This is a genomic window from Pigmentiphaga sp. NML030171 (assembly GCF_002188635.1).
Taxonomy (GTDB): Bacteria; Pseudomonadota; Gammaproteobacteria; order Burkholderiales; family Burkholderiaceae_B; genus Pigmentiphaga; species Pigmentiphaga daeguensis.
In genome coordinates this window covers 22,328-43,090 of the sequence record NZ_NINX01000013.1, presented here as the reverse complement: position 1 = coordinate 43,090, position 20,763 = coordinate 22,328, and the positions used below count along the sequence as shown (strand labels likewise).

Genomic DNA, 20,763 nt, shown 5'->3' with positions numbered 1-20,763 from the left:
CAGGGGCTTGCAGCCGCCCGGGTGTCGGCGTTCATACCGAACGCGACATCGACCCCTGCTGCGGCTCGTACACGCAAGTGCGGTTGCGCCCCTGCCGCTTGGCGGCGTAGAGCGCGGCGTCGGCCTGGCGCACCAGCAGCGCCGCCGTCGTGCCGTGGCCCGGCACCATGGCATCGACGCCTATGCTGACCGTCATCACGCCCTGCTCGCTCTTCAGGTGGGGAATCCGCGCGTCCAGCGTGGCCTTGCGGATGTTCTCGGCGATCAGGTAGGCGCCGTCGATGTCCGTCTTGGGCAGCAGCACCGCGAATTCCTCGCCGCCGTAGCGCGCCGCCATGTCGGCCGGACGCCGGATGTTGGCCTGGATCACCTGGGCGATGGTGCGCAGATACTGGTCGCCATGCTGGTGGCCGTAATGGTCGTTCAGGGCCTTGAAATGGTCGGCGTCGATCAGCAATAGCGCCAGCGAGCTTTCCTCGCGCGCGGCCCGCCGCCATTCGCGCTCCAGCGCCTCGTCGAAGCGACGGCGATTCGACAGGTTGGTCAGGCCGTCGGTGGCCGCCATGGCCAGCAGTTGGGCGTTCTCGGCCTCCAGCGCCTCTTCCGCCTTCTTGCGGCGCGACACGTCGCGGATGTTCAGGATGCAGCGTTCGTCGCCCATCTCGGGCGGCAGCCGCTTGACGCTGGCCTCCAGCCAGCTCCACGAGGAATCCCGATGCCGCGCCGGGAAGGTCAGCATGCGCGGCCAGGACTGCTCGTCGCCGGAAAAGAGCGGCACATAGTCCGACCGCACGAAATCGTCGATGTTGCGCCCCTCGATGTCTCCCGGCACCCACCCCAGCACGTCCTTTATCGCCGGCGAGATATAGGTGACGGTGCCGTCGGCCCGGCACAGCGCGATGATGTCGGCGGAGTTCTCGGCCAGCACCCGGTAGCGCGCCTCGCTGCGCAGCGCGCTGCGCTCGGCCGCCAGGCGCAGCGCGAATTCCCGGCGCAGCATCCAGACCAGCACCATGGTGCCCATGCACAGCAGCAGCGTAAGGATGGCGATGATCCCGGCCTTGTTGCGCCAGGCCGCGTAGATGTCGCTGTCGGCCATGCCCACGAGCACGATCAGCGGCAGCGGGGGCTCGACCGCCGTGAAGGAATAAAGCCGGGTCACTCCGTCCGTGGCCGACACGGCCTCGTACGAGCCGCTATCGGACGCCGGGTAGCGCTTGAACAGTTCGAGGTCGGTCAATTGCTTGCCCAGCAGGCCCTGCACCGCCGGAAAACGCGCCATGACCGAACCGTCGGCGCGCAGTAGCATGATGGAACCGTTCTGGCGCAGGTCCAGCTGGCGGAACTGGTTTTCCAGGTGGGAGATGCGCAGCGTGCTGACTACCACGCCGCCGAAACTGCCGTCGGACCGGGTGACCCGGCGGCTGATGGCGATGGACCACATATTGGTCAGCCGGGAGAAGAATGGCCGGCTCACGAAAAGGCCGACGTCGGAAGCCTCCTTGTGCACGCGGAAATAGTCGCGCTGCGAAAACTCGACCCCGCGCGGCTGCACCGACTTGGAGTCGGTCAGCATCCGGCCCTCGGTATCCAGCACCACCATGGTTCCCACCCCGCGCATCTGCGGCAGGCTGCCGAACAACAGTTGATGGCGGCGATAGGGGTCCAGGCCCTCGGCTTCGGCAAGCCGCAGGCCATTCAGCATGGATTGCAGAGAAAGGTCGACCAGCTCGATGTCGCGGCCGATGCCGTCGGCGACCACCCGGCCCAGGTTCACCGTGGCTTCCCTGGCCGCTCGCTTGGCATCCTGGCGGGTGTCGTATAGCGCGGCCGCGCACACCAGGCCGAAACACGCGACCACCAAGGTGGCCCATAACGTTAGCCAGCGCATGGACCGAACGATATAGGTTACAAAAATTAACCGGGACTATACATCCATTGGGTGGCCGGCGGTACGCGTCTTAACGGTGATTTGCATTCTCCGGGCCGGAAGCGGGCCCCGTCCGGCCGCGCGCCGCCCTCTCCGCCATCGCGTGGTAGCGTTCGCTCAGCCGGCGCAGATGCTCTTCATCCATGGTCTCGATGGCGACCAGCTTGCTGTTGGCGCCTTCCAGCGCCCCGAGCAACTCGTCCAGCTTCAGGTGCAGCGCCTCGCTGTCCTTGTTCTGGCTGCGCTGGATCACGAACACCATCAGGAAGGTCACGATGGTGGTCCCGGTATTGACCACCAGTTGCCAGGTTTCGGAAAAATGGAATATCGGCCCGAGCACGGCCCAGAGCAGGATGGCCGCGCATGCCACGCTGAACGCCGGCGGCGATCCCGTGCTGCGGGTGACCGCCGTCGCGAAGCGGTCGAACAGTCGCCCCCGGCCGTTTCTCCGCGTGCTGGCTTGGTTCATCGTCGTCTCCCGTGGATGAGGACGACATGGCCCAGCAAGCGGCGTACCCGCGATTCGGAGGAAGGAGAAGTGGTGCGCCCGGCCGGAATCGAACCGGCACGCCTTGCGGCGGCGGATTTTCTTACCCGCTACTGCTCGCGCAGCCGGATTGCACGGGGCAACGCCGTTTGGGGTCTGGACTCTGCCTTGACCATCGCGTCGCGCGGCGGAATCGCCGCGCCCAGCCTTAGGTCCCCGCCGTCGAGTCTCTACACACGCCCGGCGGCCTACATCGGCCGCCTGCTTGGCTCGGCGTTCCCGTGCCAGGGGTTCGCCGAATTTGACGGGTTCTACTCCCGGACTTTCGTCCAGGGCACTCCACTCTTACGGAAGTCCGCTACGTCTACCAGTTTCGTCACGGGCGCACGGGCGGTATTGTAGCCGATGCGCCCCGCCCTCCTGCCCCGCCGCCCGCCGAATCAGGAATAAGCCTGGCGCAGCACGTTCTTCTGGACCTTGCCCATGGTGTTGCGGGGCAGCTCGGGCACCACGTGGACGCGCTTGGGCACCTTGAAGTTGGCGATCCTGGCCTTGAGCTCGACGATCATGGCCGCCTCGTCCAGGCTGGCGCCCGGCTTGGGCACGACCACGGCCACCACGGCCTCGCCGAAATCGGGGTGCGGCACGCCGATGACGGCGCTTTCCTCCACCCCCGGCATGTCGTCCAGGAAGCTCTCGATTTCCTTGGGGTAGACGTTGAATCCGCCCGAGATGATGAGGTCCTTGCTGCGTCCGACGATGGACAGATAGTCGTCCGGCACCCTGGCGCCGCCCGATTCGCCGCCCCAGCGCCCGACGTCGCCGGTCTTGAACCAGCCGTCCTGGGTGAATTCCTCCCTGGTCTTCTCGGGCATGCGCCAATAGCCCTTGAACACGTTGGGTCCCTTGACCTGGATGTTGCCGATCTCGCCCGGGGGGCACGGCACGCCGGCATCGTCCACCACCCGCGCCGATACGCCCGGCAGCGGCTTGCCGACGGTACCGCCCAGGCGCTCGCCCTGGGCCGGGTCGTAGGGATTGGAAACCAGCATGACGGTCTCGCTCATGCCATAGCGCTCGAGAATGGTGTGGCCCGTGCGTTCGCGGAAGGCGTTGAAGGTTTCCATCAGCAGCGGCGCCGATCCCGACACGAAGAGCCGCATGTTGCGGCAGGTGTCGCGCCCGAACGCCGGTTCGGCCAGCAGCCGCACATAATAGGTCGGCACGCCCATCATGACGGTGCAGCGCGGCAGCAGGCGCAGCGCGGCGGGCACGTCCAGCTTGGGCAGCCAGATCATCTTCGCGCCGGCCAGCAGCGCGCCGTGCGCGGCCACGAACAGCCCGTGCACGTGGAAGATGGGCAGCATGTGGAGCAGCACGTCGTCGGCGCGCCAGCCCCAGTATTCATGCAGCACGCGGGCGTTCGAGGCCAGGTTGCCGTGGGTCAGCATGGCCCCCTTGCTGCGCCCCGTCGTGCCCGAGGTGTACAGGATGGCCGCGAGGTCGTCGGCGGCGCGCACGGCCACCGCATGCTCGGGCGCAGCCTGCGCAGCGGCGTCCAGCAGCGTGCCGGTACGATCGTCGTCCAGCGTGTACACGTGGCGCGTCCCGGCACGCTGCGCGCAGCGGTCCACCCATTCCCGGTTCTTGCTGGCGCAGACCACGACCGACGGCTCGGCATCGCCCAGGAAATAGTCGATCTCGGCTTCCTGGTAGGCGGTGTTCAGCGGCAGGTAGACATAGCCCGCGCGCAGGGTGGCCAGGTACAGCAGCAAGGCCTCGGGCGACTTCTCGACATGGACGGCCACGCGGGCGCCTTCGGGCAGGTCCAGCGAACGCAGCAGATTCGCCATGCGCGCCGTCTGCGTCTCGACCTCGCGCCAGGTGTAGTCGCCGGCGCCGGGCGCCTCGATGCACACCGTGTCGCGATCGGCGGGGAAGCCCGAGGCCAGCAGGGAATAGAGATTCTCGTCTTTCATCTATCTTCTTCGGTCTGGAAAGGTGAAGCGTCGCCGCCGAACACGGGGGAGCGCCCTTCGAGGAACGCCGCCACGCCTTCGCGGTGATCGCGGGTATCGCTATAGGAAAAGAATGCCGCCAGTTCGGCCTCGTCCAGCGGCTCGGGCCGCTGCAGTCGCCGTACCATGCGCTTGTTCAGGGTGGCCGCCAGCGGCGCGCCGGCGCCAAGGCGTGCCAGGGTGCGCGCGAGTTCGGCCTCGAGCTCGGCATCCTCGACCACGCGGGTCAGGAGCCCCTTGGCGTGGGCTTCGGCGGCATCCAGGATGCGGCCCTCCAGCAGCAGTTCCAGCGCCACCGCCCGGCCGGCCACGGCCAGCAGGCCGGCAAGCTCGGCCGGCGCCATGGGAAATCCCAGCCGGGCGATGGGCGCGCCCACGCGAGTGCTGCCGCCGGCGATGCGCAGGTCGCAGCAGCAGGCGATCTCGAGCCCGCCGCCCACGCAGGCTCCTTGCAACAGCGCCACCGTGGGCAGCGGACATTCGTCGATCGCGTGCAGCGCCGGCGCGATGATCCGCTCGTGATAGCGCCGCACCGAATCCAGGCTGCCCCGCTCCACCGGAAACTCGCCGATGTCGGCGCCGGCCGCGAAGTGGCCGCCGGCGCCCCGGATCACAACGGCGCGCACGCCGGGCTGGCCGGCGGCATCCCGCATCGCCGTGGCCAGCGCGCGCCACATCCCGGCGGTCAGCGCATTGAGCTTGCCCGCGTGCGCCAGGGTCAGCGTCAGGACGCCATCCCTGGCCGACACGTCGATCCGGCCCGGCGCCGGCGCGGCTTCCATGGCTGGGGCCTCGTCCATCAATCGGCCTTGATGCCCGCGTCCTTGGAGACCTTGGCCCAGCGCTGCACTTCCTCGTGCAGATACTTGCCGAACTCGGCGCTGGTGTAGCGCGGCACCTCGGAACCGTTGCTCAGCCACACCTTCTTGATCTCGGGCGTGCCCAGCGCCTTCTGGACCTCGGCGTACATGCGCTCGACGATGGGCTGCGGCGTGCCCTTGGGCGCCCACATCGCGTACCAGGTCGACACCTCGTAGCCCGGCAGGCCGGCCTCGGCCGCGGTGGGCACGTCGGGGAAGGCGGACGAGCGCTGCGACGCCGCCACGGCCAGCGGCTTGATCTTGCCGGCGCGGATGTGCTGGGCCGACGACCCCAGCCCATCGAAGGCCAGGTCGACCTGGCTGCCCATCAGCGCGAGCAGCATGGGGCCGGCGCCGGTGTACGGCACGTGCGCGATGTCCACACCCGCCTGGAGCTTGAACAGCTCGCCGGCCAGGTGATGGGAGGTGCCGTTGCCCGCGGAACCGAAGTTCAGCTTGCCCGGCTGGCTGCGTGCCGCGGCGATCAGCCCCTTCAAGTCGCTGAACGGTTCGGTGGGCGCCGCGACGACGATCTGCGGCGGCTGCGCGATCAGCGTGACGGGGATGAAATCCTTCTCGATGTCATAGGTCAGGCCCTTGTAGAACGACGGCGCGATGGCGTGGTGCGCCCCGCCCACGAAAAAGGTGTAGCCGTCCGGCTGCGCGCGCGCCGCGATGGCCGCTCCCACCGTGCCGCCCGCTCCCCCGCGGTTGTCCACCACGACGCTGTGTCCAAGCTGGGCGCCCAGTTGCTGCGCCAGCGGCCGGACGAAGGCGTCGGTGCCGCCCCCCGCCGGGAACGGCACGATGATGGTGACGGCCTTGGACGGCCAGGCCTCCGCTCCCACCGCATGGCCACCCGCGGCCGCGCCCACGATGCAGGCGATCAAGGCAATGCTGCGTTTCATCTCCCGTCTCCTTTCTTTTGGTATGAAGGTACTACACGCTGGCTCTTGCCAGTTCTGATGGATTCCTTCGGAGCGCGCGTACGCGGATCAAAGCAGCCGGGCCACTCCCCTGCTGGTCTCGGGCTTCCCCTCGCCCAGCCGGGCCAGGTTGTCGTCCAGCGCATCCAGTTCGTACACGTAGTTGACCATCATGCCGCAGGACTGGGCGCGGCCCTTGCGCGACGTGTCCGCCTTCCAGTTCAGCCGTTCGATGCGCGCGCCATTGCCCAGGTGGAACCGCGCCACCGAATCGAGCGGCAGCGAGCCCTTGCGTTCGACCAGGTAGCGGGCCGCCAGCCTCATGGCCACGGCCTGCACGGCCGGCGGCGCGGCCTCGTCGTCCACCGCCTGCTGGATGGCGGCCAGCACCTGGGCGCCCGTGGCCCCTTCCAGGCCGGCCTTCTCCTTGCGGACGACGGCGGCGAGATCCTCGGCGCCGCGCTTCCTGACCCAGTCGCAAAACCCCGGTATGGGCGAGAGCGTGGCGAAACGCTTGATCTTGGGCAGTTCGCCGTTCAATTCCTCGATCACGCGCTTGAGCAGGAAGTTGCCGAAGCTGACGCCGCGCAAGCCCTGTTGCGTGTTGGAGATCGAATAGAAGATGGCCCAGCGCGCCTTGTCCAGGTTCTCCATGGGCGCGCCTTCGTCCAGCAGGCTCTGCACGTTGCCGGCCATGTCGGCGCAGAATGCGACCTCGACGAAGATCAGCGGCTCGTTCGGCATGCGCGGATGGAAGAACGCGTAGCAGCGGCGATCGGAATCCAGGCGGTTGCGCAGGTCGGTCCACGAGGCGATCTCGTGCACCGCCTCGTAGATGATGAGCTTCTCGAGCAGCGAAGCCGGCGAATCCCAGGTGATGCGCCGCATCTCCAGCAGGCCCACGTCGAACCAGTTCGACAGCAGGCCCTCCAGATCCGCGTCCAGCCCCTGCAAGGCCGGGATCTTCGAGCGCCAGGCCAGCATGTCGGTGCGCAGTTCCAGCAGGAAAGGCAGGCCGTCGGGCAAGGCGTTCAGGCGCTTGAAGAAGCGGACGCGGGCATGCGAGAGCGCGCGCGACAAGTCCGAAGGCGTCTCCTTGCCGCCCGCCTCGGACGGCCCCGCCGCCGACGCCCCCACCTCGCCCAGCAGCCCCAGCATGGCGCCGCGGCGCTGGGCGTCGGCGGCGCGATAGGTCTCCTGCCAGGCCGACGCGGCGCGATTGGCCGCGACATCGGTCAGGCGCGCCTGGAAGCACGGCAGCAGCATCGCCCGCTGGCGATTGGCCTCGCGCGTGGACAGGGCGACGCCGTCGGCCTCGCGGCCCGGCTCGGCAACGGCCTGGGGCCGTCCTCCCAGCCATTTGCTCCAGCGGGCCAGCAGCGACTGGGTCGGCTGCGGATCGGGGGCCGGCGCGGCGGGCCGCGCATCGGCGGCATCGTGACGATCGCTGTTCAACATGTCGTTCATGTCCCTTCTGAAAGACTCAACCCGATTGCCTGGACAGCGAGGCCATCAGGTCGGCGAAACGCTGCCCCTGCACCACCACGTGGTCGCGCGCGCGCTCGGCGGCCAGGCCGGCATCGCCGGCCAGCAGGGCCTCGACGATGCCCTCGTGCTCGTCGTAGGACGTGGCGATGCGGTCGCGCACGCGCAATTGCAGCCTGCGATACGGCCCCAGCCGGCGATGCAGCTTGATGGCTTCCTCGTTCAGGAAGCCGTTGCAGCCCAGGCCGTAGATGGTGCGATGGAAAATTTCGTTCAGGTAGTAGTAGGCATTGGCGTCGCCGGCATCGCGCGAGGCCTGGCAGGCCCGGTGGGCCTCGAGCAGGCGGCGGTGGTCATCGGCCGTCATGCGCCGCGCGGCCAACCGCGCGCACATGGCCTCGATCTCGCCCATCACGTCGAACATCTCGATCAGGCGCTGGGGCCCGATCTGCGCCACCAGTGCGCCCTTGCGCGGCCGCATTTCCACCAGGCCGGCGGAAGCCAGCTGGATCAGGGCCTCGCGTATGGGCGTGCGCGAAACGCCGAAGCGGTTGGCCAGCACGGTCTCGTCCAGCGGATCGCCCGGCGACAGTTCGCCGACGGCGATCAGCTCTTCGATGGTCTCGCGCAGCGTCTCGGAGCGCTTCTTCTCGTTGCCGGGAGATGGGGGGCGGGATGACATGGCGCCATCTTGCCCCATCCCGTTCTTGTATACAAGAGATTTTTATAAATACACAGGAATGGGGGTCTGCTTACACACTACGCGCCTGCCGCCGCTCCAGCCACAGGGTGGCCAGCAGCATCACCGTCGTGGTCAAAGCCACCGTGACCAGGCTCATCGCCATGCCTTGCCCCACCGAACCCTGCTCGAACTGCCTCCAGATGAACAGCGATACCGTCTGCACCCCCGTGGGCGCGAGCAGCAGCGAGGCCACCAGCTCGCGCGAGGCCACCGCGAACACCAGCAGCATGGCGGCGGCCAGGCTGGGCGCCAGCAGCGGCAGCAGGATGCGCGCCAGCGCCGTGACCGTACCGGCACCATGCACCCGGGCCGCGGCCTCCAGGTTGTCGCCGATCTGCATGAGCGCGGCGTGGGAATAGCGCACCGGATAAGGCAGCAGCAGGCAGCAATAGGCCAGCAGCAGGATGCCCCAGGTGTTGTAGGGCGTGGCGGGCCAGAAGGCCTGGTTCCAGGCCAGGATCAGGCCTACCCCGACCACCACGCCCGGCATGGTGTTGGGCAGCACGGCCAGGGCGTCGAGCACCGCGCGGCCGCGCGTGCGGGTCTTGACCACGCAGTAGGCCACCAGCACGCCCGTCAGTCCGGTCACGATGGCCGCGCCGGTGCCCAGCATGAGGCTCGTCGCCAGCGCGCCCGAGGCTTCGCTGCCGCCCGCGGCGATGGCCTGGAAATGCGTCAGCGACAGGTTGCCGACGGCCAGGCCGCCCGACAGCGTGCGGCTGAATGCCGTCGCGGCGATGGCGAACAACGGCGCGAAGGTGGCCACCGCCACGATCACGGCGAACAGTGCGGCGGCGGGCCAGCGCCAGGCTCCCAACGGCAGGTTCTCGCCCCGCGCGGGTTTGCCCGTGGTGGTCTCGTATCCCTTGCCCGTCAACATCCGCCGCTGCCAGACGAAGGCCAGCATGGCCAGCGCCACCAGGATCAGCGACAGCACCGAGGCGCCGGGCAGGTCGATCGGCCATTCGGAAAACCGCCGCTCGATGCCCGTCACCAGCACGAAGAAGCCGGCGTTGGCCGCCAGCGCCGCCGGCGTGCCGTACTCCTCGATCGCCATCGCGAACACCAGCAGCAGGCTCGCGGCGATGCCCGGCAGGGCCAGCGGCAGCGTGATGCGCCAGAAGCAGCGCCAGGCCCCCGCGCCGCACACCCGCCCCACCAGCGCCAGGCGGGAACCCGACGCGGCCATGGTGCGGGACACGGCGAAATAGACCACCGGCACCACGTTCAACGTCATCACGAACACCACGCCGCCGAACGAGAACAGCGCCGGCCCGGCATGGACGCCCAGCAGCTGCTGCAGGTACCCGCGCGGCTGCAGCAGCATGATCCAGCCCAGCGCGCTGATGTAGGGCGGGATCATGAAGGGCACCAGCATCAGGACGTCCCAGAGCCTGGCGCCGGGCAGGTCGAACAGGCCGCGCAGCGTGCCCAGCGGAATCCCGATGGCCGCCGCGGCCAGCACCACGCAGGCGCCCAGCTTCAGCGTGTTGATCGTCAGCTCGACCAGCTTGGGATCGGCCAGGACACCCGCCAGGTGGGCCAGCGGCCGCGCCAGCGAGCCCTGGGCCAGTTCGGGAAAGATGGCCTGCAGCAGGACGAAACCCAGCGGCATGGCCACCAGGACGCCCAGGGCGGACACCGCGGCACCCACCAACAACGTGTTCGCGCGCATGGAGCCCGCCTCTTGCTAGATATGTGAAGTCATGCATGGCCGGCGCCGCGACGGGCGCCGGCCGGGTCGGTCACTTGCGGCCGAACAACGTCGTGAAGCGCTCCAGCAGGGCCTGGCGGCCGGCACGCTGGGCTTCGTTTTCCATCGGCAGCGCCTTGATGTCCTTGATCACCGGACGCTTGGCCTGCACGTCCTGGCGGGCCGGGATCAGGTAGGTCGCGGCCACTCGCGCCTGGCCCGCGTCGGACAGCACGAAGTCGATGAAGCGCTTGGCGTCCTGCTGCTGGCGGCTGGACTTCAGGATCATCATCGGCCGGCCGGCGATCACCGTGCCGCTGGCGGGGAAGATGACCTCGATGCTCTCGCCCTTGGCCTGGTTCTCCAGCGCGACGTAGTCGACCGCGCCGAAGACCGCCGCCTTGGCACCCTGCAGGACGGGGTTCATCGCCTGCGCGTTGGCGCCGGCGATGGCCATGTCATTGCGCTTCAGGTCGGCGAACAGGCGCCACGCATCGGCGCCGCGCGCCGACTGCAGGCCGGACAGCAGTTCCAGCGCGGTCCCCGACTGGGCCGGATCGGGCATGTTGACCAGCCCCTTGAACTCGGGCTTGGCCAGGTCCGCCCAGTCCGCCGGGCGGGGCGTGCCGCTCTTGGTGTTCCAGGCGATGGCCAGCGCCGACAGGCCCTGCGCCACGTAGCTCGGCCCCTTGTACTCGGCCGGCACCTTGGCGGCATTGGGGCTGGCGTAGGCCAGCAGCCAGCCGCGCTTGTGCAGGTCCAGCGCGCTGTCCCACGAGGCCGAGATCACCACGTCGGCCTTCGGGTTCGAGGCTTCCGCTTCCAGCCGCGCCATCACCTTGCCGGTATCGGCCTGGAACACGTCGACCGACACGCCGGTCTGCTTCTTGAAGTCGTCGGCCAGTTGCTTGATCAGTCCGGCCGGGCCGGCGGTATAGACCGTCAGGGCCTGGGCCTGGCCGGCGGCCAGCAACGCGCCGAACGCCAGCGCGCCGATCAGAGGCTTGATTTTCATCATCGAGATTCCTGAGTCGAGAAACGGCATATCGCCGGGGGAAGGGTCACGCCGCCTGCGGGAACCAGCGCAGCCGGCTCCAGTCGAGATCCAGCCCTACCGGATGCAGGACAGGCATGCGTTGATCGGTCAGCCACGCCAGCTCGAAGGCATGGTGGTCGCTGCCCACGCGCACCGTGGTCGCGTAGTGCCCGCCGCGGAACCGCTGGGCGACCACGTAGCCCCGCAGGGCATGGCGTTCGCCCGCCTTCAGCGCGGCATGGGGAATGAAGAGATGGCCCGGTCCCGCCGGCCCGCCGGCCAGGGGTTCGGGGCAGACCAGCTCGAGGCCGCCGGCCAGTTGCCAGCCGCGTTCGGTGCGCACGCCGCTGCGCAGGGCCCCCAGCTTCAGGAACTCCACCACGTCGGGACTGGCGGGCTCGTTCACCAGCAGTTCGGGGGCCGCGATCTGGCACACCTTGCCGGCCCGCATGACCGCCACCGTATCGGCCAGCGCGAAGGCCTCCTCGTGGTCATGGGTCACGTAGACCGCCGTGGTGCCCAGCTCACGCAGCAGCAGCCCGATCTCGCCGCACAGGGTCTCGCGCAGGTCCCGGTCGAGATTCGACAGTGGCTCGTCGAACAGCAGCACCCGGGGCCGCGCCACCACCGCCCGCGCCAGTGCGACGCGCTGCTGCTGGCCGCCCGACAGGCTGCCCGGGGAGCGGGCTTCGTAGCCCGCCAGCCCCACCATGTCGAGCGCGCCCGCCACCCGCCCCGCCCGTTCGCTCCTGGGCACCCCGCGCACCTCCAGCGGGAAGGCCACGTTGGCCCCCACGGTCATGTGCGGCCACAGCGCATAGTCCTGGAACACCATGCCCAGGCCGCGCCGCTCGGGCGGAACGAAAGTCCGGTCGTCCACGACCGTGGCGCCGCCGATGGCGATGCGCCCCGCCACCGGACGGCTCAGGCCGGCCAGCAGCTTGAGCAGCGTGGTCTTGCCGCAGCCGGACGGCCCCAGCAAGGCCAGCACCCTGCCCGGTTCGAGCCGGATGTCGATGCCGTCCAGGATGGTATTGCCGGACAGGCGCTGCACCAGGCCCTCGATGTCGATGGCGGCGCCGGAGGAAGAAGATGCGGAATGGGAAGCGAAGTCGGACACGGGCGAACACGAACAGGAAACGCCGCCGTTCGCCGGCTCGCAAGAGCCCGGCCACGGCGCCGTAGGATCGTGTAAATACTATGTCCGCCCGATGACCGGATCATGACAGCCGGCCACCCCGCGCGGGGCGCCGGGTCAGAAAATGGACGTGATGGCGAAATGCTCCAGCACCGTGGGACACAGGGTGCCCAGCTTCGCGACCAGCCACATGAAGACGCACGAGAAACCGGCCAGCAGGGCCAGATCGCGCAAGCGCTTGAGAAATACCGTCAGGGGCCGATACTCCACGCCGTGGTATTCCATGGTTGCAGAACCTCTCATGATTGCGAAAATCCGCGACGAGAGTCTATTCGTCCCCGCCGCGAATCACCATATCCGGAAGGTCGTACTCCAAAGACGTGAAAAACGGCCGCGCCCGTCACAGGCCGGCCGGACGCACGTAGCCCGGGAAGTCCTTGTCCAGCACGTTCTTGAAGAACGGCGACTTGAACGCGGCGGCCAGGTCCTTGGCCCAGGGCTTGCCCTGGTCGGCGCTGCGGATCGCCACGACCTGCTGGAATTGCACGGGCGGCGTCTCCAGCGCCACCGCGCTGGTCAGCTTCAGGCCCGAGGCAATCGCGAAATTGCCCGGCACCACGGCGAACTCCACGTCGCCCACGGTACGCGGCAGTTGCGCGGCCTCGACCGGCTGCAGCTTGACCTTCTTGGGATTGGTGGCCAAGTCCTTTTCCGTGACGCGCAGCGGGTCCACGTCGGCCTTCACCGTGATCACCCGGTTCTGCTGCAGCAGCAACAGGGCGCGTGCCAGGTTGCTCGGATCGTTGGGCAGCGTGAAACGGTCGCCCTCCTTCACGTCGGCCAGGCTCTTGCGCGACTTCGAATAGATGCCCATGGGCGCGGTCGTGCTTTGCACCAGGTCGACCAGGTCCAGCTTCTGGTCCGCCTTGAAGCGGTTCAGGTAGGCGATGTGCTGGAACAGGTTGGCGTCCAGCGAACCTTGCGCCAGGGCCAGGTTGGGCTGCACGTAGTCGTTGAACTCGACCAGCTTGACCTTGTAGCCCTGCTTCTCGAGCTGGGGCACGATGCCCAGCTTGAGCACGTCATAGTTGTAGCCGGCGGTCGCGCCGAACACGAGGTCCTTCTTGGCGGGATCGGCGGCATGGGCGGCGGCGCCCAGCGCCAGGACGGCGGCGGCGGTGCCGAGGATGAAAGTGCGACGTAGGGTCATGATGGAATTCCCGGAAATGAATGCGGCACGGCCAGCCGTGCCTTCGACGGAAAGAAAGGATCAGCGTTTGTCCAGCCGGTGGGCCAGCGCGTTGCCGCCGAACTGGATGATCTGCACCAATACGATCAGCAGCGCGACGGTCAGCAGCATGACGTCGGTCTGGAAGCGGTAGTAGCCGTAGCGGATGGCCAGGTCGCCGATGCCGCCTCCGCCCACCACGCCGGCGATGGCCGAATACGACAGGAAGCTGACCGCCAGCACGGTCAGCGCCAGGATCAGGCCGGAGCGGGCTTCGCGTACCAGCACGCGCCAGACGATCTGCAGTTCGGAAGCGCCCATGGCGTGCGCGGCCTCGATCACGCCGCGCGGCACTTCGCGGATACTCTGCTCCACCAGCCGCGCGAAATACGGGATGGCGGCCACCGACAACGGTACCGACGCGGCCAGCGGGCCGATGGACGTGCCCACCACCACGCGCGTAACCGGCACCAGCGCGACCAGCAGGATGATGAAAGGAAAGGACCGCACGGTGTTGACGATCCAGCTCAGCACCAGGTAGGCGGGCCGGTTTTCCAGCGACTGCCCGGGTCCCAGCAGGAACAGCAGCACGCCCAGCGGGCCCCCGATCAGGATCGCGGCGGCCAGGCCGATGCCCAGCATCATGAAGGTCTGGCCGATGGCGACCCAGAGTTCGGGAAGAATGGCGAGGATATTGTCGGACATGGTCATGCGGCCCGGGTAGTCGGTTCCGCCGCCTGGGCGATGCGGGCGGCGTGTTCCTTGAGGATGTCTTCACGCACCTGCTCCTGGGCCAGTTCGCGGCCCAGCGCGCTCAGGCGCGGCGTGGCCTGGTCGCCCACGTCGAAGCGTTCGACCAGTTGCCCGTTCTCGAGCACCGCGACGTGGTCGCACAAGGCATGGACCACGTGCAGTTCGTGCGTGACGATGATGATGGTCACGCCCAGCCGCTGGTTGATCTCGCGCAGCGTGTCCAGCACCGAACGCGTGGTCTCGGTATCCAGCGCCGACGTCGGCTCGTCGCACAGCAGCACCTTGGGATGCGGCGCCAAGGCGCGCGCGATCGCCACGCGCTGCTTCTGCCCGCCGGACAACTGCGCGGGATGGTTGTGCAGCTTGTCGGTCAGGCCCACCACGGCCAGGCACTCCTGGACGCGGGCCTCGATCTCGGCCCGGCTGCGGTTGCCATGCAGCTTCAGCGGAAAAGCCACGTTCTCGTAGACGCTGGCGTTCTGCAGCAGGTTGAACTGCTGGAAGATCATGCCTATGCCCTGCCGGGTCTCGCGCAGCTCGCGCTTGGAGAGCCGCGTCAGGTCGCGGCCGTCCACCAGCACGCGGCCGGTGTCCGGGCGCTCCAGCAGGTTGATCATGCGCAGCAGCGTCGACTTGCCGGCGCCGCTCTTGCCGATCAGGCCGAAGATGCGCCCTTCGGCCATGTCCAGCGACACGGACTTCACGGCCTCGAACACCCGCCCGTCGGGCAGCTTGAACGTCTTGCTGACCGCTTCGAGCCGGATCAGCGGCGGAGCGGAAGGAGAGGAAGAATTCGGATTCATAGAAAAAGACGAGGCGGCTGGCCCCCGCCCGGCATGGGGCGGAAGCACCTTGGCCGCCACTGTAACATCGCAGTATGGGGCAAACGCCCGGCGCCGGGAACGACGCATTTTTCCTATGTATATTCTATTTCCTTATTAACCACTGCGTTCGTTCGACAAAAAACGCATAAGCGGCCGGTTCAGAATTTCAGCGTCATCCCCAGGGCCAGCGCACGCGGATAACCCGGCTTCACATAGTCCGCGTACTGGAATTCCCAATAGCGCTTGTCGGCCAGGTTGGTGATGGCGGCGCGGAAGATCGTGTCATAGCCGCCCAGGCGGGTTTCGTAGCTGGCGCCGACATTGACGATGGTATAGCCCGAGACCTTCACGTCGTTGGCCGGACGCAGCATCGTGCTGCCGGTGTACTTCAGATCGGCCCGCAGCTTGAGCCCCTGCACCTGCGGCACGCTGTAGACCACCTGCCCCGCCGCGACGAAGCGCGGCGCGCCGGCGACGCGCTTGCCGTTGTAGTCCGAGCCCTTGCGATATTCCGAATCCAGCAGCATCAGGTTGCCGCCCACGGTCCACGCCTCCGCCCGCTTCGAGGCCCCCAGTTCCAGGCCCTGGTAGACCGACAGGCCATCCTGCACCAGCACGTTGCCGGCGTTCGCATATTCGGCGCCGCGCTCGATGCGGAACAAGGCGGCGGTGGCGGCCCAGCCGCTGCGCTCGGTCTTGATGCCCACCTCGTACTGCTTGCTGGTAAGCGGCCCCAGCGTCTGGCCGCGGTTGACGTAGGCATTGCCCACCATCGCGCCCTGCTCCAGCGACTCGACATAGCTGGCATAGGTCATGGTCTGCGCATCGGGCCTGAACATCACCGCCACCGTGGGCGTCACGCTGCTCTTGTCATACAGCGCCGACGTGGCGCCGTCCGGCGTGTAGCCTTCCTGCCTGAACCTGGTGTAGCGCACGCCCGCCAGCACCGACCAGCGATCCGACAGCTTGACGGTATCACTGGCGAACAGCGCCTTCTGCGTGATCTCGCCGGCCCGGTACAAGTCGAGCCCGCCCTGCGGATGGTAGGCAATGACGTTCCGCGACCCCAGCGACCCCGTGCCCATCTGCTGATACACGCTGTTCAGGCTGTAGTCGTTCTTCTGCTGCTGCCAGGACGCGCCCAGCACCACCTGGTGTTCCAGCGCGCCCGTCGCGAAACCACCCTGCACCATGGCTTGCCACTGGTCGTAGGCATAACGCTCCGCGTAGTCCGACCGGTAGTCCTGGTAGTTGCCGCCGCTGTCCGTCAGGAACAGCACCGACTCGCTGCGGCGGGTCCGGGTTGAACTGTGGCTATAGGTCGTGCTGAGCTTCCAGTCGGGCGCCAGCCGGTACGTCAGCCCGGTCGAATGGAACTGGAACTCGTTGTTCACGAACGTGCCGTCCCCGACCAGCGTGCGGTCGTCGTCGCGCACGGGCCGTGGCAGCACCGTCCCCGCCAGCTTGGACGTATTGATGGTCGGCTCCTGCCCGACGACCTTCTTGTTCTGGTAAAGGGATTGGAAATCCCATGTCAGCCGGTCGGTCAGCTTCAGGTCCAGCGCCAGCGACACGGCGTTGCGCTTCAGGGATCCGTCGTTGTAGAGATCCCCCTCTTCATGTGTCGCGTTCAACCGATAGCCGAAACGGTCGTTCTCGCCCGCCCTGCCCCCCAGGTCCACGTGCTGGCGCCAGACGTTGCCGGACGAGAAACCCAGGCTCACGCTGCGTACCGGCTGGGCGGTCGGCCGCTTCGTCACATAGTTGACGACACCGCCCGGCGAGCCGAAACCGTACATGAACCCCGACGCCCCCTTGAGCAGCTCGACCTGCTCGAAGTGCTCGTAGGGCGGCGTGGTGGCGTAGCTCAGGAAGGGCTTGCCGTCGATGCGGAAAGCATTCTGCCAGTCCAGCTGCAGTCCGCGCACGGTCAGGTAGCTGGCCCAGGCGCCATGGGCGCCGCTGTTGTCCGATACCGATGCATCCGTCGCGAACAGGTCCCCAAGTTTGACGATGGGCCGGTCGTCCAGGTCGCTGCGCGTGACCACGGTGGTCGAGAACGGCGTCTCGAGCTGCGTCAGGTTGCCCAGCGCACCGGCATTGACCGGCGCTTCCAGGTCATGGAGCGTGGCCGATTCGCCCGTCGCGGTGACGGAGATGGTGGGAAGCTGCTGGGCGGTTTCCGGCGTCTTGTCCTGATCCCTGGCGGGGGTATCGGCGGCAGCGGCCTGGGCCGCGAAAGCCAGGGACAGCGCCAGGACGAGGGCGGAACGACGCGGGCATGCGAGGCGGGCGTGATCGGCGTGGCGATCCTGATGAGAAGGAGTGTGCAAAATCGCTCTCGGGTAGAAATGGTGGGTCACAGAATTTGCGAATCATAATGATAAATGTTTTCATTTAAAAACAGGAATCCCCGGGAGCTGCTTCTCTCGATCGGTCGCCCCGTGAACACGGGAACGCACAAAAGAAAATCGCCGCCCCTTGCGGGAACGGCGATTGTCGGTGAACCTGGAGGCGCGTGGCGGAGTCGAACCGCCCTCAACGGATTTGCAATCCGGTGCATAACCGCTTTGCTAACGCGCCATGGCGAACAAGGTTCGCATTCATCTTTCCTTTTCCGCCCCATGGTCCTTGCATGATTTCGCATGCAAGGGGCTTGTGCTGGAAAGAGCCCGCTATTCTACACGAAGCTGCGCTTGTGTGCGAGGCGCTTGCCCGCCCCGCCCTTGCGGGCTTGCGCTAGTTCTTCCGGCGGGCGCGCATCACCTCGATATTCGCCCGTTGCTCGGGTGTGAAGGAGGCTTGACCCTGCGGGCCGGCGGCCCGTTCGGTGGCCAGGTACATGCCGGCGTGCAGCGCCGCCAGCATCGCGGTGGCGTATTCCTTGCCGGTCAGCCGCTGGCGGGCCAGGGCGGCGCGCACGCGCGGCTGGGCCTCGAGCTTGCGCGCGATGTCCTCGACCGACTCGGCGTCGTCGTCATCGTCGTCGGCGGCTTTCACGTTCTTCAGTTCGGCGGCCACCGCGTCCATGCGGTCGAGCAAGGCGGGAGTCAGGCGGAAACGCGCCGGGTCCGTGCCGTCGGCGGCCTGCGCGGGGTCCGCGGCGAGCAAGGCGCTCAGGACGATGACGGCCGAGGCGGCCGCCAGGGAAAGGAAACGGGTGCTTGGCGACATGGCGATACATACCTTGGGAAAAACCCCGGCAGACTAACCAAACCCGTCCCCCTCTACCCCACCCCGCCCGGGTAGGGTGTCGTGACCGACGCACGGGGATGCCGGGATGCCGCGGCTCGGGTACGATCAGGAATCCCCATTGTCGCCACCCGCCATGTCATCGCCTCGCCCGACCGGCCAAGCCCTCGCTCGCCTGCACCAGCTGGCCTGCCTGGACGTGGGCGGCCCGCAGTTGATCCAGCCCTTGCTGGAGGCCATGCACCCGCTCATCGGATTCGAGTCGGGCGGCTATTTCTACCCGGACGGCAATGGCGAGCTGGAAGCACATATGGAGGATGCCGACGTGCAGGCCTCGGTGCCTGAACATTTCGATCCGCGCATCCTGCGCAGCGAGAACGAGATGTTCCACAACAGCCTGCGCGCGGCCCGCGACATCGTGCTCCACGGCCACGGCCCGCGCACCATGGGCCAGATGCTCCGGGCGTCCCATGTGGACCTGCGGCGCAGCGACTATTACAACGTCGTGATGCGCCCCGCGCGGGTGGCCGACTGGCTGTGCCTGGCGCTGCGCGCGCCGCAAGGCCAGGGCATAGGCATGCTTTTCCTTTTCCGTCCGCCCGGCGCGCCCCCCTTCCGGCCGGAAGAAATCGCAACGCTGGCCCGGCTGGAACCCCATCTGGCGCATGCCTTGCAGCCGGGCGAGCTCGACGCCCAGGACAGCGAAATCCATCGCCAGGGCCTGCTGGTCGCCACCCCGCAAGGCCGGCCCTTGTGGATTTCCCCCGACGCCGAAGCCCTCATGCCGCTTGCGTTCGGCTGGCGCTGGCGGCGAGGCGCCGCGCTGCCTCCTGCCCTGCAATCGCTGGTGCAGCGGCTGGCGCCACGGGCAGGCGCGGACTGCGCCCCGCCGCGACACGAACTGCACAATGCCCACGGCTGGTTTTCGCTGCGGGCCACGCACCTGGCGGCGGCCTCGGGCGACGGGGAAGCCATCGGCATCCATATCACGCAGCGCGTGCCGCGCGGCCTGCGGCTATGGTCGGCCTTGGGGGCGCTGCGGCTGCCGCCGCGCCAGCACGAGCTGGCATACTGGCTGGCGCGCGGCGTGCCCGAGTCGCAGATCGCCAGGCGCCTGGGCATCAGCGCCAACACCGTGGTCTATCACCGCCGCCAGCTCTACAACCGCCTGGGCGCCGGCAACCGGGCCGAACTGCTGGCCCGGCTGGAGCCCGGCGGCCATCGTCGATAATCGACCATCCATCTGGAGCAAGCCATGGCCGACAAGCCCGTCAAGATTCCCGGCCCGGACCATCCGATCACGATCACGCCGAACCCGGCGCGCATCGTCGTCACGGCCGGCGGCCGCACGGTGGCCGATACGCGCCGCGCGCTGACGCTGCACGAGGCCGCCTATCCACCGGTGCACTACGTGCCGCGCCAGGACGCCGACATGACGCTGCTCGAGCGCACCGCGCACACCACCTACTGCCCCTACAAGGGGGACTGCACGTACTACAGCATCCCTGCCGGTGGCGAGCGCGCCACGGATGCCGTGTGGAGCTACGAGTCGCCGCACCCCGCCATGGCGCAGATCGCCGGGTATCTGGCGTTCTATCCGGACCGTGTCGACGCGATCCGGGAAATGCGCTAGCGCCCGCCGATCAACCGCAGTGCACGAATGCTTCGTCCGGGATCGCCCAGGCCAGCAGGTTGCGCATATGAACCTGCCTTGCTGCGCCGGAACCCGCCACGTCCTTCCATTCGCCGTCGCCGATGTTCGCTAGCGCCGCCATCATCTGCGGCCTGCAGGCGCGCAGCACCGCAATGAGCCCACCGGGGTCGCGCCGGGCCAGGGCATGGCGGCACAGCGCGAACAGGTACGCCGTGTCTTCCTGCCCGTCCTCATCCGGGCCGTGATCGATGGGCAGCCTGGACCGCACCCGCCTGAGCAGGCGATGCAGGTGCTGGCGGGAAGCCTCCTCGCTGCGCCCGGCCAGCGAACCGAGCTCGGCATGGCTGAACCCGAATATCTCGTACAACAGGACAGCCGCCGCATCGCCGGGGGCCAGCGTCCGGCAGAGGTGAAGCAAGGCCGACTCCACGCGCTGGGCCTGATCGGCCAGCCGCTGCGGCCAGTCTCCATCCGGCTCCCCCGGCGCCGCTTCGGCCGCCTGCGCGAGGACGGCCTGGTACCGCCCCTGGCGGCGCAGGAAATCGATGCACAGATGATGCAGCACCGTCACCAGCCACGCCTCCCGGCCTGCCTGGGTCGGCGGCAAGGCGCCGCCGGCGGTGCGCAGATAGGCGTCCTGCACCAGGTCTTCCGCTTCGCCGCCGTGCGCCAGCCAGCGTCGGGCCAGTGCGATCAATCGCTTGCGCAGCGCCTCGTCGTCTGCCAGGGGATGGGAGGAGATCAGGGATGTCACGTTATGGGCGGCTCGTTCGTTTACCAGCAGAACCTAACACGAA

At 68.0% G+C, this 20,763-nt stretch carries 19 protein-coding genes and 1 tRNA gene; 2 read left to right on the top strand and 18 right to left on the bottom strand.

The window, feature by feature from the left end; translation table 11 throughout:
- Positions 1-31 precede the first annotated feature (31 nt).
- The 17 genes from CDO46_RS02335 to CDO46_RS02255 form a co-directional block, all read right to left on the bottom strand.
- On the bottom strand, positions 32-1,891 hold the full coding sequence (locus tag CDO46_RS02335; RefSeq protein ID WP_087836961.1) for a diguanylate cyclase: 1,860 nt from the start codon (positions 1,889-1,891) through the stop codon (positions 32-34).
- A gap of 70 nt (positions 1,892-1,961) precedes the next feature.
- Positions 1,962-2,399 (bottom strand): low affinity iron permease family protein, encoded by a 438-nt coding sequence (locus CDO46_RS02330; RefSeq protein WP_087836960.1) that lies wholly within the window; start codon positions 2,397-2,399, stop codon positions 1,962-1,964.
- 458 nt (positions 2,400-2,857) lie between these two features.
- Positions 2,858-4,396, bottom strand: a complete 1,539-nt coding sequence (locus CDO46_RS02320; RefSeq protein ID WP_087836958.1) for a malonyl-CoA synthase — start codon at positions 4,394-4,396, stop codon at positions 2,858-2,860.
- On the bottom strand, positions 4,393-5,217 hold the full coding sequence (locus tag CDO46_RS02315; protein ID WP_087836957.1) for an enoyl-CoA hydratase/isomerase family protein: 825 nt from the start codon (positions 5,215-5,217) through the stop codon (positions 4,393-4,395). Before CDO46_RS02315 ends, CDO46_RS02320 begins: the two co-directional genes overlap by 4 nt.
- Positions 5,218-5,234: 17 nt before the next feature.
- Entirely contained in the window at positions 5,235-6,203 is a 969-nt protein-coding gene (locus CDO46_RS02310; RefSeq protein WP_087836956.1) for a tripartite tricarboxylate transporter substrate binding protein, read from the bottom strand.
- Between the two features lie 87 nt (positions 6,204-6,290).
- The gene (locus CDO46_RS02305) at positions 6,291-7,679 is read right to left on the bottom strand and encodes a malonyl-CoA decarboxylase family protein (protein ID WP_087836986.1); all 1,389 of its coding nucleotides are present in this window, start codon (positions 7,677-7,679) and stop codon (positions 6,291-6,293) included.
- 25 nt (positions 7,680-7,704) lie between these two features.
- Complete coding sequence (locus CDO46_RS02300) at positions 7,705-8,388, bottom strand: GntR family transcriptional regulator (RefSeq protein ID WP_087836985.1); 684 nt, start codon at positions 8,386-8,388, stop codon at positions 7,705-7,707.
- 70 nt (positions 8,389-8,458) lie between these two features.
- Positions 8,459-10,123 carry an iron ABC transporter permease gene (locus tag CDO46_RS02295; protein ID WP_087836955.1) on the bottom strand — a complete coding sequence of 555 codons (1,665 nt, stop codon included), beginning with the start codon at positions 10,121-10,123 and terminating at the stop codon, positions 8,459-8,461.
- Positions 10,124-10,193: 70 nt separating this feature from the next.
- The gene (locus CDO46_RS02290) at positions 10,194-11,156 is read right to left on the bottom strand and encodes an ABC transporter substrate-binding protein (protein ID WP_243724329.1); all 963 of its coding nucleotides are present in this window, start codon (positions 11,154-11,156) and stop codon (positions 10,194-10,196) included.
- Between the two features lie 46 nt (positions 11,157-11,202).
- Positions 11,203-12,297: an ABC transporter ATP-binding protein gene (locus CDO46_RS02285; RefSeq protein WP_087836953.1), complete on the bottom strand. Its 1,095-nt coding sequence runs from the start codon at positions 12,295-12,297 to the stop codon at positions 11,203-11,205.
- A 135-nt stretch (positions 12,298-12,432) separates the two neighbouring features.
- Positions 12,433-12,618, bottom strand: a complete 186-nt coding sequence (locus tag CDO46_RS27870; protein WP_132978763.1) for a hypothetical protein — start codon at positions 12,616-12,618, stop codon at positions 12,433-12,435.
- A 97-nt stretch (positions 12,619-12,715) separates the two neighbouring features.
- Positions 12,716-13,525 (bottom strand): MetQ/NlpA family ABC transporter substrate-binding protein, encoded by an 810-nt coding sequence (locus CDO46_RS02280; protein ID WP_087836952.1) that lies wholly within the window; start codon positions 13,523-13,525, stop codon positions 12,716-12,718.
- 60 nt (positions 13,526-13,585) lie between these two features.
- The gene (locus tag CDO46_RS02275) at positions 13,586-14,248 is read right to left on the bottom strand and encodes a methionine ABC transporter permease (protein WP_087836984.1); all 663 of its coding nucleotides are present in this window, start codon (positions 14,246-14,248) and stop codon (positions 13,586-13,588) included.
- A 2-nt stretch (positions 14,249-14,250) separates the two neighbouring features.
- Entirely contained in the window at positions 14,251-15,099 is an 849-nt protein-coding gene (locus CDO46_RS02270; protein ID WP_087836951.1) for a methionine ABC transporter ATP-binding protein, read from the bottom strand.
- 179 nt (positions 15,100-15,278) lie between these two features.
- Positions 15,279-17,453, bottom strand: a complete 2,175-nt coding sequence (locus CDO46_RS02265) for a TonB-dependent siderophore receptor (protein ID WP_254914543.1) — start codon at positions 17,451-17,453, stop codon at positions 15,279-15,281.
- Between the two features lie 176 nt (positions 17,454-17,629).
- Positions 17,630-17,703 (bottom strand) — tRNA-Cys (locus CDO46_RS02260).
- Positions 17,704-17,859: 156 nt separating this feature from the next.
- Positions 17,860-18,294, bottom strand: coding sequence for a hypothetical protein (locus CDO46_RS02255; protein WP_087836950.1), 435 nt, complete (start codon positions 18,292-18,294; stop codon positions 17,860-17,862).
- Between the two features lie 154 nt (positions 18,295-18,448).
- On the opposite strand from CDO46_RS02255, the gene CDO46_RS02250 reads away from it, so the two are divergent.
- Together CDO46_RS02250 and CDO46_RS02245 are read left to right on the top strand one after the other, a co-directional pair.
- The gene (locus tag CDO46_RS02250; protein ID WP_087836949.1) at positions 18,449-19,543 is read left to right on the top strand and encodes a helix-turn-helix transcriptional regulator; all 1,095 of its coding nucleotides are present in this window, start codon (positions 18,449-18,451) and stop codon (positions 19,541-19,543) included.
- 24 nt (positions 19,544-19,567) lie between these two features.
- A complete protein-coding gene (locus CDO46_RS02245) occupies positions 19,568-19,945 on the top strand; it encodes a DUF427 domain-containing protein (RefSeq protein ID WP_087836948.1) in 378 nt (125 codons plus the stop codon).
- Positions 19,946-19,955: 10 nt separating this feature from the next.
- Here the strand turns inward: CDO46_RS02245 and CDO46_RS02240 are convergent, their stop codons facing one another.
- A complete protein-coding gene (locus CDO46_RS02240; RefSeq protein ID WP_087836947.1) occupies positions 19,956-20,720 on the bottom strand; it encodes an RNA polymerase sigma factor in 765 nt (254 codons plus the stop codon).
- Between the last annotated feature and the right edge of the window lie 43 nt (positions 20,721-20,763).

Coding starts and splice junctions, on each gene's coding strand:
- CDO46_RS02335 (WP_087836961.1), bottom strand. CDS start 1,891: ATGCGCTGGCTAACGTTATGGGCCACCTTGGTGGTCGCGTGTTTCGGC.
- CDO46_RS02330 (WP_087836960.1), bottom strand. CDS start 2,399: ATGAACCAAGCCAGCACGCGGAGAAACGGCCGGGGGCGACTGTTCGAC.
- CDO46_RS02320 (WP_087836958.1), bottom strand. CDS start 4,396: ATGAAAGACGAGAATCTCTATTCCCTGCTGGCCTCGGGCTTCCCCGCC.
- CDO46_RS02315 (WP_087836957.1), bottom strand. CDS start 5,217: ATGGAAGCCGCGCCGGCGCCGGGCCGGATCGACGTGTCGGCCAGGGAT.
- CDO46_RS02310 (WP_087836956.1), bottom strand. CDS start 6,203: ATGAAACGCAGCATTGCCTTGATCGCCTGCATCGTGGGCGCGGCCGCG.
- CDO46_RS02305 (WP_087836986.1), bottom strand. CDS start 7,679: ATGTTGAACAGCGATCGTCACGATGCCGCCGATGCGCGGCCCGCCGCG.
- CDO46_RS02300 (WP_087836985.1), bottom strand. CDS start 8,388: ATGTCATCCCGCCCCCCATCTCCCGGCAACGAGAAGAAGCGCTCCGAG.
- CDO46_RS02295 (WP_087836955.1), bottom strand. CDS start 10,123: ATGCGCGCGAACACGTTGTTGGTGGGTGCCGCGGTGTCCGCCCTGGGC.
- CDO46_RS02290 (WP_243724329.1), bottom strand. CDS start 11,156: ATGAAAATCAAGCCTCTGATCGGCGCGCTGGCGTTCGGCGCGTTGCTG.
- CDO46_RS27870 (WP_132978763.1), bottom strand. CDS start 12,618: ATGAGAGGTTCTGCAACCATGGAATACCACGGCGTGGAGTATCGGCCC.
- CDO46_RS02280 (WP_087836952.1), bottom strand. CDS start 13,525: ATGACCCTACGTCGCACTTTCATCCTCGGCACCGCCGCCGCCGTCCTG.
- CDO46_RS02275 (WP_087836984.1), bottom strand. CDS start 14,248: ATGTCCGACAATATCCTCGCCATTCTTCCCGAACTCTGGGTCGCCATC.
- CDO46_RS02270 (WP_087836951.1), bottom strand. CDS start 15,099: ATGAATCCGAATTCTTCCTCTCCTTCCGCTCCGCCGCTGATCCGGCTC.
- CDO46_RS02255 (WP_087836950.1), bottom strand. CDS start 18,294: ATGTCGCCAAGCACCCGTTTCCTTTCCCTGGCGGCCGCCTCGGCCGTC.
- CDO46_RS02250 (WP_087836949.1), top strand. CDS start 18,449: ATGTCATCGCCTCGCCCGACCGGCCAAGCCCTCGCTCGCCTGCACCAG.
- CDO46_RS02245 (WP_087836948.1), top strand. CDS start 19,568: ATGGCCGACAAGCCCGTCAAGATTCCCGGCCCGGACCATCCGATCACG.